The sequence below is a fragment of the uncultured Zhongshania sp. genome, assembly GCF_963975605.1.
Lineage (GTDB): Bacteria > Pseudomonadota > Gammaproteobacteria > Pseudomonadales > Spongiibacteraceae > Spongiibacter > Spongiibacter aquimaris.
Genome location: NZ_CAXBHN010000001.1, coordinates 132,835 through 146,875 on the forward strand (window position 1 = coordinate 132,835; position 14,041 = coordinate 146,875).

12 protein-coding genes are annotated in these 14,041 nt (G+C 49.8%); 5 read left to right on the plus strand and 7 right to left on the minus strand.

Annotation, left to right across the window (positions count from 1 at the left end; translation table 11 throughout):
* Positions 1–5 precede the first annotated feature (5 nt).
* From AAC007_RS00600 to AAC007_RS00610, 3 genes are all read left to right on the plus strand, one after another.
* Positions 6–398 (plus strand): DUF2069 domain-containing protein, encoded by a 393-nt coding sequence (locus tag AAC007_RS00600; RefSeq protein WP_295875563.1) that lies wholly within the window; start codon positions 6–8, stop codon positions 396–398.
* On the plus strand, positions 395–2,215 hold the full coding sequence (sppA, locus tag AAC007_RS00605) for a signal peptide peptidase SppA (protein ID WP_339673971.1): 1,821 nt from the start codon (positions 395–397) through the stop codon (positions 2,213–2,215). Before AAC007_RS00600 ends, sppA begins: the two co-directional genes overlap by 4 nt.
* 193 nt (positions 2,216–2,408) lie before the next feature.
* Positions 2,409–2,807, plus strand: coding sequence for a hypothetical protein (locus AAC007_RS00610; RefSeq protein WP_339673973.1), 399 nt, complete (start codon positions 2,409–2,411; stop codon positions 2,805–2,807).
* 148 nt (positions 2,808–2,955) lie between these two features.
* Here the strand turns inward: AAC007_RS00610 and glpE are convergent, their stop codons facing one another.
* Positions 2,956–3,276, minus strand: coding sequence for a thiosulfate sulfurtransferase GlpE (glpE, locus tag AAC007_RS00615; RefSeq protein WP_339673976.1), 321 nt, complete (start codon positions 3,274–3,276; stop codon positions 2,956–2,958).
* 42 nt (positions 3,277–3,318) lie between these two features.
* Between glpE and AAC007_RS00620 the strand changes: the two genes are divergently transcribed.
* Complete coding sequence (locus AAC007_RS00620) at positions 3,319–3,708, plus strand: diacylglycerol kinase family protein (RefSeq protein WP_339673978.1); 390 nt, start codon at positions 3,319–3,321, stop codon at positions 3,706–3,708.
* Positions 3,709–3,737: 29 nt separating this feature from the next.
* Here AAC007_RS00620 and AAC007_RS00625 read toward each other — a convergent pair whose 3' ends face one another.
* From AAC007_RS00625 to cls, 6 genes are all read right to left on the minus strand, one after another.
* Positions 3,738–6,884 (minus strand): efflux RND transporter permease subunit, encoded by a 3,147-nt coding sequence (locus tag AAC007_RS00625; RefSeq protein WP_339673980.1) that lies wholly within the window; start codon positions 6,882–6,884, stop codon positions 3,738–3,740.
* Positions 6,881–8,164, minus strand: coding sequence for an efflux RND transporter periplasmic adaptor subunit (locus AAC007_RS00630; RefSeq protein ID WP_339673982.1), 1,284 nt, complete (start codon positions 8,162–8,164; stop codon positions 6,881–6,883). Before AAC007_RS00630 ends, AAC007_RS00625 begins: the two co-directional genes overlap by 4 nt.
* A gap of 80 nt (positions 8,165–8,244) precedes the next feature.
* On the minus strand, positions 8,245–10,569 hold the full coding sequence (locus AAC007_RS00635) for an MlaD family protein (protein WP_339673984.1): 2,325 nt from the start codon (positions 10,567–10,569) through the stop codon (positions 8,245–8,247).
* On the minus strand, positions 10,559–11,179 hold the full coding sequence (locus tag AAC007_RS00640) for a paraquat-inducible protein A (RefSeq protein ID WP_339673986.1): 621 nt from the start codon (positions 11,177–11,179) through the stop codon (positions 10,559–10,561). Before AAC007_RS00640 ends, AAC007_RS00635 begins: the two co-directional genes overlap by 11 nt.
* A complete protein-coding gene (locus tag AAC007_RS00645; RefSeq protein ID WP_339673988.1) occupies positions 11,176–11,805 on the minus strand; it encodes a paraquat-inducible protein A in 630 nt (209 codons plus the stop codon). Before AAC007_RS00645 ends, AAC007_RS00640 begins: the two co-directional genes overlap by 4 nt.
* A 9-nt stretch (positions 11,806–11,814) precedes the next feature.
* Complete coding sequence (cls, locus tag AAC007_RS00650; RefSeq protein WP_339673989.1) at positions 11,815–13,281, minus strand: cardiolipin synthase; 1,467 nt, start codon at positions 13,279–13,281, stop codon at positions 11,815–11,817.
* Positions 13,282–13,568: 287 nt separating this feature from the next.
* Here cls and AAC007_RS00655 point away from each other — a divergent pair, with 287 nt between their 5' ends.
* Positions 13,569–14,027, plus strand: coding sequence for a MaoC family dehydratase (locus AAC007_RS00655; RefSeq protein WP_295875534.1), 459 nt, complete (start codon positions 13,569–13,571; stop codon positions 14,025–14,027).
* The last annotated feature ends 14 nt before the right edge of the window (positions 14,028–14,041 follow it).

The following is a 14,041-nucleotide window of genomic DNA, read 5'->3' on the forward strand; positions in this document are numbered from 1 at the left end:
TGCTCATGACGGCATTAGAAAAACGCGCTGCTTTTGCGGGAGCGCTGATGAAGATAAGTTACATTGGCTTTTTAATTACGCTGACTCTTGGGACTTGGGTGTGGGTTCAAGAGGGCCGCCAACCAAGTATTACTATTTGGGTTATTCGTGTTGCACCGATGCTTATGTTTGCGCCGGGTATTTTTAAGGCGCAATTGCGTGCAATTGCCTGGATGTGCTTTGCCAGCTTGTTGTACTTTGTGATGGCGGTGACTGAGGCTTTCTCATCCTTGGCTATTTGGTTTAATTATATTGAATTGGGCATGGTGGTAGTGCTGTTCTGCAGTGCGACAGTGTTTATTCGCTGGCAGGCGCAAATGCTGCGCGAAAGTGCAGCGCAGGAGAGTGAGCCGGTATGAGTGATAATAAAAAACGAGGATTTTTCTCTAGGCTTGGCGGCTTTATTGACGGCGCCAGACGTTGGACCTTGAATATCATTTTTCTGGTGATTGTTGTCGCAATTGCGACGGCCCTTTTTACGTCGGTAAAAGATGTCACGGTACCCGATGGCGCGGTCTTGGTGCTTGCTCCGGAAGGTGTTGTCGTCGACCAATTATCTGCGGTTGATGCATTAACTCAGCTCAGTGCTCAGGGCTTACCGAGAGAAACGCTGCTGGCAGATTTAATCGAAACGGTTTCGCTGGCGGCGGATGATCCGCGTATCGAGGTTTTGCTTTTGCACCTCGACGAGCTGGATCATATCGGCATGAGTAAGACCTTGGAACTGGCCGAAGCAATAAAGGTATTTCGTCAAAGCGGCAAAACCATCGTTGCCAGTGCGAATCACTACAATCAAGATCAGTATCTATTGGCGAGTTTTGCCGACCAGATTTTTGTTCACAATATGGGCGGCGTCGGTATTGAGGGTTTTGCGGTCATTCGCAATTACTTCCGCGAGGCGATTGAAAAATTAAAAATACGCTTCCATGTATTTAAAGTTGGCAATTTTAAGTCTGCGGTCGAGCCGCTGTTGCGCGATGATATGTCTGACGCGGCCAAAGAAGCGAACAGGGCGTGGCTTGATCAACTTTGGACTTTGTATCGAGACACTATTGTTGAGCGGCGCGGTATTAGTGTCAGCAAGTTTGATTATTACGTGAATCACATCGATAAGGTGATGGCTGAGGTCGGTGGAGATGCTGCGCAGGCCGCTTTAGATTACAGATTCGTAGACGGTATTATTAGCCGGCCAATGTTGCGAGAAATGCTCATTGAGCGTGTTGGTGAAAACAAAGACGGCAGTTTTAAGCAAAGTTATTATCGCGATTATCTCATGTTGAATCGCAGCCTCTTAGTTGAGGTGAAGGAGTCAGTAGGGATTATTGTTGCCAGCGGCAATATTGTCGATGGTGAGCAACCCACTGGCACCATCGGTGGTGATAGCCTGGCACAGTTAATTCGCAAGGCGCGTCGCGACGATGATATTAAAGCGCTAGTGCTGCGTATCGACAGCGGCGGCGGTTCGGCCTTTGCCTCAGAAGTTATTCGCGCGGAGCTGCAAAAACTGCAAGAAGCCGGTAAACCTCTAGTTGTCTCAATGGGCAGCATGGCGGCCTCGGGTGGATACTGGATCGCAGCAAGTGCCGACGAAATTTGGGCGACACCGGCAACCCTGACAGGATCAATCGGTATCTTTGGCGCCTTTCCAACGGTAGACAATTTGTTGCAGGGTCTCGGTGTTAGTACCGACGGTGTGGGCACGACGGCAGTGGCGGGTAAATTGCGCCCTGATTTGCCACTAGATCCTATCTTGGCGAGCGCCATTCAATCTGGTGTTGAATACGGCTATCGCCGTTTTATCACCATTGTTGCCGACGGCCGCAATAAGCTGGTTGAGCAAGTCGAACCCATTGCCGAAGGGCGAGTGTGGAGTGGCATAGATGCACATCAGCTTGGTTTGGTGGATAAACTGGGCGGCTTGCAGCAGGCGGTTGATTCTGCGGCAAACTTGGCTGGCATTAGCGCAGCTAATTCGCGGCTGCTGACCTTGCCGCTCAGTCCTGAAGAAGAACTGATGCGCATGATACTTGGCTCCGGCATGGTGAAAAGCGCTTTTAGCGTGTCGTCACCGCTTATCTCTGTTCTCAATAGTGTCCTGCCAGCCTGGAACGACGTATTAAAGCTTCAAGATAGTCGCGGTGTTTACGCCTATTGCCTCATGTGCGTCGCGCCTTGACATCACAGTCGATTCCAAATTAATAAGCATTTGGGAGGTTGATCATAAACACATTCGTTTATGATCCCTTCGCTTAATAGGATAATGTTACGGCACACAATTCCGGGTAAACATTTCGGTAGGTAGCGTTGTGAGGCGAGAAGCCCTCTAAAAAATGCGGCAATTTACACCTAAGAACACGGGGCCATTCGCAGTGAATGACGTAAAACATATCAGCATCTATATCGATTGCCGTCCGCTTGATATCTACGAATTCGCCTCAAATCCAGAAAACTTACCGCGCTGGGCCGCGGGTTTGGCAACGTCTGATGTTATGTGGGACGGGACGACGTGGATTGCAGAAGCACCGTTTGGACGGGTAAGGTTGAGGTTTTCACCGTCGAATGGTCTCGGCGTCATGGATCACGACGTTGAACTTGAGTCCGGTGTAGTCGTTCACAACCCGATGCGAGTTGTGCCCAATGGCGATGGTGGCGAGTTGATTTTCACGCTAATTCGGCAAGCGAATATGACGGACCTAGAATTTCAAAATGACTGCGTTGCTGTTCAGGCAGATCTACATGCACTTAAAGTCATTCTCGAAAACATTTAGTTTGATTTTGATTACGCTATAAAAAAATCACTATTCTGGCGGGATTCCATTCCGTGATTCCTGGGTCTTCGGCGGTATGTTGCCGCAGACCTCGCTTAAGATTTCTACGCAAGCGTTGTAAAATGAGCAGGCTGTTGATGCTTTTGTGTCAGCTGTTGATTGTTTTTTGCGGGTATAATTGTCGCCACATTTCAAATCCGCCGTCCATGCTGTAAACCTCGGTAAAATCCTTTTCAACAAAATATTGCGCAGCGCTTTGGCTGCTATTGCCGTGATAACAATAAATGATGAGTGCCTGATCGGGGTCGGCTTGCTCAATAAATCGCTGCAAATTGTGGTTATCTAAATGATCCGCCTTGGGGATGTGGCTTGTGGCGAAGGATTGTTCGTCACGAATGTCGGCGAGCTGACAACCGGCCTCTATCATTGCGTGAGCATCTTGTGGTGAGATATGTTTGAATTCAGGCATGATCACTCTTTCCGCGCAGATTAAAGTGGGTATGGTACCGCGATGAAGCAAAAAACAGAACGCCACCGTCGTGAAGAGCATGGCTTTTCACTGCCGGCGCGACTTGCCAGTTTTCGTTATGCCTTCAACGGCTTGATGACAATGATCATTGAGCAGCGCAATGCGCAAATTCATTTGGTGGCGACAATTGCTGTGCTGGCCTTGGGGGTGTTGACCGGTTTGAATTCAGTAGAGTGGATTCTGTTGATGCTGGCAATTACCTTAGTTTGGATAGCTGAGGCTCTAAATACGGCACTTGAATATTTGGCTGATGCCGTCGTGCCAGAAACCCATGAGTTGGTGGGCAAGGCTAAAGATGTTGCCGCAGCGGGGGTGTTAATCGCTGCGGCGTTTTCGCTTATCGTTGCCCTGTGGGCGTTTTGGCCCTTCTAGTACTCCTTCAATATCATGTTGAAGGAGCACTAGTGACTATCGCCAATTAGTGATTTGGCTGACGACGGCCCGATAAGATGCTTAACGTCTTCTAGCACGATATAAAGACAGGGTATTAAGATTAGCGTAATCACGGTGGCGAAGATAATACCGAAACCCAGTGACACCGCCATGGGAATCACAAACTGCGCTTGCACACTGCTTTCTAACAGCATGGGTAATAAGCCGAAGAACGTAGTTAACGAGGTGAGCAGGATTGCCCTAAAGCGCAGGCAGCCAGAGTCGACCACTGCCTTGAGAATGTTTTCGCCACGGGCAATGGCGGAGTTTATAAAATCGACCATTATTAGGCTGTCGTTAACCACCACACCGGAAAGCGCAATGACTCCGAAGAAAGACATCATGCTAAACGACATATTCAACACGATGTGACCCACCACTGCGCCGATGATACCGAAGGGAATAACGCCCATGATGATAAGGGGTTGTAAATAGGAGCGCAGTGGAATGGCCAGTAGCGCATAAATGCCGAACAATGCCAGTACAAAGCCAATGGCTAAACTTTTCATTAGCACACCACTTTCTTCACTTTCTCCACTTAGCTGAACTATCACGGAAGGATACTTATTTGGGAAGGTGTCCTTAATCAAGGTATTCATAATTGTTGATGTCACTTTGTCAGGTGCAGTGAAGGTTTTGTCCACTTGCGCAGTGACTGTGATGGAGCGCTCACCATCGATACGTTTTAACTGGCTAAAGCCAGGCTCGATGCTTAAATTGGCGACGCTGCTCAAGGGAACATAGGCATTGTCGTTGGAGCGGATATACATATTTTGTAAATCAGAAATCGCAGTTCTTTCATCAGGTGGGTAGCGCACCATCACCTTCACTTCGTCGTTGCCGCGCTGAATTCGCTGCGCCTCGGCACCATAGAATGCGTCCCGCAGTTGGCGTCCCAGTGAGGCTGAGGAAATACCTAATACTTCGGCGCTGGGTTTAATATCTATCACAATCTCATCTTGTATCGAGCTGGCGCCATTGCGAATATCAAACACACCTTTGTAGTGACTTAATGTTTCTTCTATCTCTTTAGCTGCTGCGTCGAGTTCCGCGCTTGAGTTGCTGCTGAGCTTCAGTGAAATAGCGGGACCTGATGTTTGGTCAGCGCTGCTGACGGAAAGGGTTTTGGCCCCAGGTATATTGCCAATCTCAGCGCGCCAGCGTCGCGCTACCTCATCGCCATCGATGTCGCGTAGTTCGTTTTTGCTCAGTTCCACCATAAAGGTCACCATGCGGCCAGATGATCCGTAGGCGAGGGCGTGATTGACTAAACGCTTATTAGACGAGTTGGGGTGGCTGCTCTGATAGTCAGCATCGACATTTCGCAGGGCCTGATCCATATACTCAAAGGCTTTTCGTGTTTGCGCTTCCGGAGTGCCCTCAACCATTTCAAGGTTGGCTCTAACAAAGTCCGCCGGTACCTCGGGAATCATCACAAACCGCACAACTCCGCCAGCTACCAATCCCAACGTAACAATCAACATGGCGGTGAAAACTGAGCCGGTGAGATAGCGATTGCTAATTGCCTTGTGAATGAAGGGGCGGTAACTGTTTTCTACAAAATTACTAAGTTTGGCATTGCAGTAACGTGGAATTTTATCGAGTTTGAGCCACACGCCGCTGGTGCCCGGTCTGCTGTGGGCAAGATGCGCCGGTAATATCCACTTCGATTCGACTAGGGAGAATATCAAACACAAAATAACGACCCAGCCCACCGCTTCGGGGAACGGCGAAAATGCGCCTTCGGTAAATAGGGTGGGTGAGAAGGCCATGATAGTGGTGAGTACGCCAAAGGTGGCCGGTGTCGCTACGCGCAGGGCGCCAGTGATAACCGTGTCGATGGAGTGACCTTTGTTCTCTGCTTCTGCGTAGGCGCTTTCACCAATAATAATAGCGTCGTCAACGACGATACCGAGTACCAAAATAAAACCAAATAGACTCAGCATATTCAGGCTAATGTCGACAATTGGCATAATTGCAAAGGTGCCAAGAAAACAGATGGGGAGTCCGACCATGACCCAGAAAGCGAGTTTTATATTGAGGAATAAGCCCAGCACAATAAAAACTAATAAGGCACCCATGCCGAGATTCTTCATCATCATGTCCATGCGACCTTCGAGGTAAAAGGTCACGTCGGCCCAGGTTGATATACTTACACCCTCGGGCAAGCTTGGGCGTTTCGCTTCTGCATATTTTTTGGCTGCGGTAGCGACTTTGATTAAGTCCTGATCTCCCACTGCAAAAATCTGCAGGCCGATACTGATTTGGCTGTCAAAAAACGCGAAGCCATCTTGTTCGACAAAGCCGTCGTTTATCGTTGCAATGTCACCGAGGGTGAGGCGGGTTCCGTCGGGATTCGTGATAAGTACAACATTTTCAAATTCGTGCTGGCTTCGTGCCTGGCCGCGGGTGCGGAGTAAAATGTCACCGTTAACAGTTTTTATAGCGCCGCCTGGCAAGTCCAATGAAGAGCGGCGAACGGCCTCGGCAACTTCGTTCAGGGTTAATCCGTATTCAAGTAAGGTGTGTTCGGGCACTTCAATACTGATTTCAAAGTCGCGAGCACCGTTGATCTGTACGTAGGCGATATTTTCATCAAGGGTGAGTTCTTGTTTTACCTGCTGAGCCAGCTCCTTCATGCTGCGTTCGTCAATGTCGCCAAAGAGCTGAACGTTGAGTGCGTGGTTGTTAAATTCAACCCGATTGACGATGGGGCGCTCGGCTTGCTCTGGAAAACTGACAATGCCGTCGATTGCGCTTTTGATTTCGTCCATCACCGCAAGGGTATCGTAGCCGTCATAGACCTCGGCAGATAAAGTCGCTAGCGATTCGTCCGCCGTGGTTTCCAGGCTTTGGATTGACTCGATATCTTTTAAGGCTTCTTCGATTTTTAAGACAACACCGCTTTCTACCTCTTCCGGTGTTGCGCCAGGGTAAGGCACCGTAATTCGAACGACGTTGATTTCAAAGTCGGGTTGGGTGGTACGTTGTATGCTCAATGCGGAGCCCAGACCAACCCCAATAATAATGAGCATTAAGAGATTGGCGGCAACGGAGTTGCGGGCAAACCACGGAATGACGCCCTTAGTGGTGTCCAGCTCAGGGGCATTACTCATAGGGCAGTTGTCTTGCTGTGGGCGGCAGCGACGTGCTCGGCGGCCGCGCTAACTAGCGTGCTGGTTCTGGTTGTGTTGTTGATCTGAGCTTTGGTGCCGGCTACTGCATTTGGAATGGTCGATAGGCAGATGATATCGCCGTCATCCAACCCTTCGTATACATAGACAAGTTTCCCTTCTGTGCGCAGGGTTTTGATGTTGCGGTTGCGGATACGCTGTTCATCGTCCAGAACCCAGACTTTATTGCCAGTTCGCAAAATGTGGCGCGGAATGGCAATTAACCCCTCCATTTGCCGGCCACTGATCTCTGCTTTTACAAAGCTGCCCATAAGCAGTGGCTCACCGTTGCTTTCGATGCCGTAGGGGTCATTCACATTGGCAATAGCAAACAGTACTCTGCTGCGTTCATCCAGCACGCCTTCAGTGCGAACTATCGTGCCGCTCCAGGTGCCACCGAGTTCATTTTCCAAGGTAACCTGCGGGGTTTCAGTCGAATTGCTATCAGGTAGGTTTAAGTAGTTGAGACGGTCGGCTGGAAGCGGCAGACGAACCTCTGCAATGTCGACGGCGAAGATCTGCCCAAGCTGGCTGCCAGAGCTAACGAATTGGCCAAGGTCAACGTTGCGCGCCTTAATAATGCCGCGATAAGGCGCGCGAATTTCGGTGCGATCCAAATTGTTTTTTGCGTGTGCAAGGTCAGCTCTAGCAGAGTCTAAGCGCGCCTGTGCTTCTTTTAGCTGGGGGAGCCGCAGTGCAAGGTAGCGCGCCTCTTTACTCGCATAGTTGCGTGGATACTTTTTAATATCCTCTTTCGCGACGGCTGCACGACCTTTTTCTTGTATCAAATTACTAAAAGAGGTCGCCACATTCGCCTCGGCACGCTTTACCTCTACCTCGTAATTACGCGGGTCGATACCTAATAATAAATCGTTTTTCTCTACTAAGCCGCCACTTTGAAACTGTGGGGCGACCGCCATTATTTTGCCGGACACTTCGGTAATTAAGATGGTTTCTGTACGCGGTTGAACCGTCCCCTGCGAGTTAACTGCGATAGATAAGGTTTGTTTTTCGGCAATCGCGACGTCGATGTTGAGTGCGGGTGGCGCGATAGTGACGGTTTCAGGAGGTGGTTTTAAGGCGAAGATGATGACTGCGATGACAAGAGAGGTGGCGATAACCGCTGCAGATAGTAAAGTTTGTTTCGATGGTTTTAACACACTGACGTTCTCTAATTGCGTGATGGCACCCAGGGTAATTTTCTGCGTAATTGGAAACGACATGTGCACGTGAGTTCGCGCGCACTGGGTGTCATGGTGGGCCTATTGTATCGTTATCTGCGTAGCGATGTTGTGAAAACTTGTTAATCCGCACGCAGCCAGTTCTCACCTGTGTCGGCTTCGTTTGGCAAAGAAATTCGCGGTGTCCAGTCTAGCCATTGTTGGTCGACTGATTGATGCAGCACAAAATTATTGCCGTCGCTGACAAGGGGTCCTAATTCGTCGCCACCGGGAGTCGCAAAGGCAATTCCGCCCTCCAGCAGTGACTCAATGGATTTACTGCGTATTGTGGCGCCACTAAACAGACCGAATTTGACGGCGATACCACTTGAGTTCCAAAACTGGGAGTTCTCTCTCACCAGGCTGGCATAGCGAGGCTCGATATTGATGTGGATGAGGGTTTGGCTTGCATCCTCAGCCAATTCATAGCCAAACACTTCGCCTACCGGAATGTCGCGGTAAAAAACCTTTACACCCTCCTTTATGGACCCGCGTTGGGCGGCAGTGAGGATTAAGTTCAGGCCATTGCTGGGTTTGCTTAACGGCGGTGGTTTATCTAAGGCGACGAAGTTGGTGGTGATGCTGCCGTAGCCAGGTCTAACACTTATATAGCTACCTGTTACCAAGGTCTCTAGGTTGCGTGTGCCAATCAGTCCCAGTTGCGGGCGCACTACCCAAAATTGACTGCCGGTGCGAGCGAGAGCCTTGGCCGAAGGCGCAAGCCGCGCACTCACTTTTACGCGATCCATATTGCTATCGAGCTCAACGGAAACAACATCACCTACCTTGATACCTTGGTATTTGATTTCAGTGCCTTTACTTATGTTACTGCCGGTGGCAAAAAATAAACTGATATCGCGCCCTTTCTCCGCGGAGGTGCTTTGGAAGTCTGGATAGAGCGTGAACCCCAGGCCTTCCCATGCCAGTTGTGGCTTGCTGACTTGTGGTGTGTGGAATGCGATGCCGCCTGCGACAATGGTGGCCAGCGAATCTGCTTGGATATCTAAGCCACCTAAGCCGCCGCTGATACTCAGGCCGCTGGCATTCCAAAATTGGGATTCGCGGTGCACAAGGGTGGCATAGCGTTCATGGATGAAGATGCCGATATTGACACCGTCTTTATCAAGGTCAACTGACTCAACTTGGCCAACCGCAATTTTACGATAGTAAATTTTGCTGCCAATACTGACGGAGCTTAGTTCATCGCTGCGTAGTGTTAGTCGCAAACCCGGTTGTTGAATGCGGCTGTCTGGCGCCTTGAGTAATGCGGTGTATTGATCTGGTGTTGCGCCACCTTTCCCCTCGACCTTCACATTGATATAGGGGCCGCCAATTAAGGCATCCAAACCGCTAACGCCGCTGCTGGAAACCTCGGGCTTCACTAGCCAAAAGTCAGTTTTCTCATTGAGGTAGCGATGATGCGGAGAGTAGATCGCAAGGTTCACTTTGGCGCCGAGGTTGGGATTGTTGTCGACAAACTTTAAGCTCTCAACTTTGCCTATATCCATACCCAATAAGCGCACATTGCTGCCGACGTTTAATCCGTCAGGGTTGCGGAAGTAAACGCTGACAATTTTGCTACCTTTAGCGCGATCTTGGTTTTTGAATAATTTGAATTGCGCGTTGTTATCGACAGCGCTGTCGTCCTTTGTGGGCGTGTCGAAGGCAATGCCGCCGGCTAAGATACTGGCCATTGAACCTGTTTCAATGTCGATACCTTGCAGGCCAGCGTTTATTTTAACGCCGCTATGGGCCCAAAATCGGGAACTGCTATTGACTAAATGGCTGTATTGCGGATCGATGCGTACATTTATTTCAATGCCGTCGTTACTAAGTTGGTAGCCCTCGATATCACCGACATCGATTTGTTGGTAAAGCACCGGTGCCCCAACCGACAAGGACCCAAGCTCAGCCGCGTTTAAAACCAAGCGAATGCCGGGTAAATTATTGGTTTGCGGTGGTGGTGTATTCAAGGCGACAAAGTGTTGTGCGACCTCGCCATCGCCGGGTTTAAAGCTTATATAATTGCCCGCCACTAGGGTGTCTAGGCCGGATACGCCGGAAAGAGAGATCTGCGGCTTCACTAGCCAAAACTCGGTGTTTTTCTTAATCAGGGGTTCTATCTGGCGGGAGAGTTCGAGGGTGGCGGTGACCCCTTCGAGATCGTCATCGAGCTGTAAACCTTGCACTTGACCAACATTGATCCCCTGATAAATGACTGGGGTTTTACCGACATTAATACCGCTGCCATTGTCGAAGGCGACGGTGACGCTAAGCCCGCTGTCATTTAGGCTTTTGTACATCAGCCATACCGCGATGCCTAAGGCGATAAGTGGCAGCAGCCAAATAGCAGATAGTCCGCGCTTTGGCGCGATGACAGCGGACGATATATTGCGATCATTCATCATCTAAGTCCCATATTAAGCGCGGGTCAAAACTGTTTGCGGCCAGAAGAGTGAGTACTACCACGGCGGCGAAGGCAGTGGCGGCGGGGCCACTCTCTACGGTGGCAATATTGCCGAGGTGTACCAGTGTGACCAAAATCGAGATCATGAATAAATCTAGCATGGACCAGCGGCCGATAAAGTGGATAAAGCGGTAAAGTACGGTGCACTGCTGGCGATTTAGCGGCAACTGTAGTTGCACGACGAGCATTAAAATAATCAGAATCACGAGCTTCAATACCGGCACTGCGATACTGGCGATAAACACAATTGCGGCAATGGCTTGCAGATCTGATACCCATAGTTTTACTACGCCGGACATGATCGTGTCGGGGTCGCCCTGTCCAAAGCTAATTACAGTGAGTATGGGTAAAATGTTCGCAGGTAGTAATAAGGCGATGGCGGCCACGGTGTAGGCCCAGCTGCGCTGTAAACTTTGCGGCTTACGAAAGCTCAGCGCGACGTTGCAGCGGGGGCAGCTAGCTACCGAGTTGTCCCCTAGATCTGGCAGGTGGCTGAGTTTACCGCACTCCGTGCAGCGCGCTATGCCGCGTTGTTGGGCGTTAATGGTCATGCCGGTTTATTTTGCTCCCAGTGCTGCCAAGCTTGTTCTTCGTAGAAATATTGGCTGCTTAAAATAACACAGAGCAGAAGCGCACATAGGCAATAGGTGCCGCCAGACACGCTCACATCGCCGTCGTGCATCATTTTGACATAGGCGACAATAATCCCCATTGCGTAAACCTCAAGCATACTCCAGCTTTGCATCCAGCATTTGTATTTGAGCCACTGCGGGAAATGAGGCGGAAAATGATTCAGTCGAATACTCAAACACACTACCGCGGTGAGCAGTAAATGCATTAGCGGGGCAATGAGCGAGCACAGCAAAATTAATATTGCGAGCATCTTCTCCTGCTCAATCCACATGCGATAAATACCGCCGATTAGAGAATTGCTGCCATTCTGCCCGACCATGCTGAATTTTAGGATTGGCAGCGTAATGGCGGGGTAAAATAATATCAGGCCACTGATGGCCGCAGCGAAACTAATCGTGTCAGTATGCTTGGCCGAGTGCCATAGCACCGCTTTGCAGCGCGGGCAGCGACCTTCCATGCGATGATCGTCCTGCGTAGTTTGCAACAGTAAATCGCAGTCGGGGCAGGCGGTCAGTTGTTGAGGTATGTGACTGGCTTCGGTCATAGAAATACGTTATTGCAGTGGCGCGAAAAGATAGGCACAACGACTCAAAATGCGACGTTGGAGTGACCATTGCGCCACTTCCCTAGGCAGCAATTGAGTGCATTTTTGAAAATCGTCGTTCAGCATATCTTCCATTTTCTTAGCAAATTCTGTGCTGTGATTGATAACACAGAGTTCAAAATTGAGGCGAAAGGAACGGTTATCTAAATTGGCCGTGCCGACTACGCTGATATCATCATCTACTAACATGACTTTCTGATGCAAGAAACCGTCTTGGTAGTAATAAAACTGTACACCCCGGTCGAGGGTTTCTTTGATTGCGGTATAAGAAGAAAGTTGAATTATAAGCTTGTCGGGTTTCGCGGGGAGCATAATTCTCACGTCGACCCCGCGCATGGCCGCTAGCTGTAAAGCATGAATCACCGGTGCGTCGGGAACAAAATAGGGGCTCACAATCCATAGCCGCTGCCTTGCTTGATGGATCATATTTAAGAAGTACAGGGCGCAGCTGTCGGTATTGTCGGCGGGACCAGTGGCGAGTACTAAGGTATTTAACCGCCCCTCTGCTTGACTCGTCTGCCAGCTCAATTTTGGCAGAGACTCTTTCGCCCAAAACCAGTCTTCGGCGAAGGCCAGTTGCACCGCAAGCACCGCTGGTCCGGTAATGGCGATGCCAGTGTCGCGCCACGGGGTGAGTACTGGGTGCATGTCTCGATACTCATCGCCAATATTCATGCCGCCGATAAATGCGTAGTTGCCGTCGCAAATAACAATTTTGCGATGGTTGCGAAAATTAAGTTGCAGGCGATTTCCCAAGCCCTTGGTGCTGTTGAAGGGGATTATATTCACGCCGCGTACACTCAAGTTTTGTACATACTGCCTGCCGAGCTTGAGACTGCCAATTTCGTCATAGACGACGTAAATGTTCAGGCCTTGCTGAGCCTTTTTAATCAGTAGTTCAGCTAGGTCTTTGCCGATTTGATCATCGCGAATAATGTAAAATTCGAGCAAGATATAGTCTGTTGCCGCGTCAATTCGGGTGAATATTTCATTAAATGCGGCTTTGCCGTTGATCAAGAACTGGCATTCATTGCCGGAGCAAAATGGCAGGGTAGTGAGTTGCTCTAGGGCAATTAGTCGAGGGTCATTGCTGCTCGACTCTGCTCCGAAGGCTGGGAAATTTCTGAGTAAGTCGTGTGCGACCTCATCAATTTCCAAGTGACTGTGGCGTTTTGCAAGGGCATAACCGCGGAATTTTCGGCGACCAAAAATCCAGTATAGGGGGACGAATACCGGGGGGAAGCCCACTAAAACGATAGCCCACGCTACGGCGCCTTGCGCAGTTCGCGTTTTTAATATGGCTTCTAAGGCCGAGAGCACACCGAGTATGGCAAAAATGGCCGCAAGCAGCGCACCTAAACCAGCGATATTGCCAGTGAGCCAGCTCCAAATTTCTTGCGGGCTGAACATCGTCATGCTGTATTGCTGCCCTTCAATTATTTTTTATGGATTTTTGCACTTAGTTCCTAACCTTCCCCTAGCGCTACATTATGAACACGCTAATGCGGATAAGTTGTGGCACAGCTTACATTGTAGCGGATCTGCTAGCCTAAGAATTTGGCGTTGTCGTCCTGATAGACTATGCCGTGTTTTTAAGCTCGAGTGATAAAGTCATCTTAGAACCCCGAGTTATTACATCCGATCTGCTTTTGTGAATGCTACGGCATTGTAAAGTAAGGAGTCGGCCAAGCACTGGAGCATATATGACCACCGTTTTTAAACAGCCCAAAGATCTGATTTCCGCGGTAGGTAGCGCGCTGGGAAGCAGTGACTGGTTAGAGATAGATCAGCAGCGTATCAATCTATTTGCCGACGCGACTGGCGATCATCAGTGGATACACGTTGATCCAGAGCGGGCAAAAGATGGCCCATTTGGTAAGTGTATTGCTCACGGTTACTTAACGCTGTCTCTTGTTAACCTGTTTTTGCCACAGATAATTGATGTTCAGGGTGTTTCGATGGGCGTCAACGTGGGCTGTGACCGTATTCGGTTTCCGTCCCCTGTGCCAGTGGGCTCGCGAGTGCGCGGTAACGGCGAGTTAGTATCGGTTGAGGAAATAAAGGGCGCGATCCAGTCGGTGGTTAGGGTCACGGTGGAGATTGAAGGCAGCGACAGGCCGGCCTGCGTTGCCGATACAATTAGCCGTTATTTCCCCGCCTAGTATTTGCGCCCATA

Excerpts from the sequence above, each read along its gene's own strand:
- AAC007_RS00600 (WP_295875563.1), top strand. The coding sequence starts at position 6 with ATGACGGCATTAGAAAAACGCGCTGCTTTTGCGGGAGCGCTGATGAAG.
- sppA (WP_339673971.1), top strand. The coding sequence starts at position 395 with ATGAGTGATAATAAAAAACGAGGATTTTTCTCTAGGCTTGGCGGCTTT.
- glpE (WP_339673976.1), bottom strand. The coding sequence starts at position 3,276 with ATGCCTGAATTCAAACATATCTCACCACAAGATGCTCACGCAATGATA.
- AAC007_RS00620 (WP_339673978.1), top strand. The coding sequence starts at position 3,319 with ATGAAGCAAAAAACAGAACGCCACCGTCGTGAAGAGCATGGCTTTTCA.
- AAC007_RS00625 (WP_339673980.1), bottom strand. The coding sequence starts at position 6,884 with ATGAGTAATGCCCCTGAGCTGGACACCACTAAGGGCGTCATTCCGTGG.
- AAC007_RS00630 (WP_339673982.1), bottom strand. The coding sequence starts at position 8,164 with ATGTCGTTTCCAATTACGCAGAAAATTACCCTGGGTGCCATCACGCAA.
- AAC007_RS00635 (WP_339673984.1), bottom strand. The coding sequence starts at position 10,569 with ATGATGAATGATCGCAATATATCGTCCGCTGTCATCGCGCCAAAGCGC.
- AAC007_RS00640 (WP_339673986.1), bottom strand. The coding sequence starts at position 11,179 with ATGACCATTAACGCCCAACAACGCGGCATAGCGCGCTGCACGGAGTGC.
- AAC007_RS00645 (WP_339673988.1), bottom strand. The coding sequence starts at position 11,805 with ATGACCGAAGCCAGTCACATACCTCAACAACTGACCGCCTGCCCCGAC.
- cls (WP_339673989.1), bottom strand. The coding sequence starts at position 13,281 with ATGACGATGTTCAGCCCGCAAGAAATTTGGAGCTGGCTCACTGGCAAT.
- AAC007_RS00655 (WP_295875534.1), top strand. The coding sequence starts at position 13,569 with ATGACCACCGTTTTTAAACAGCCCAAAGATCTGATTTCCGCGGTAGGT.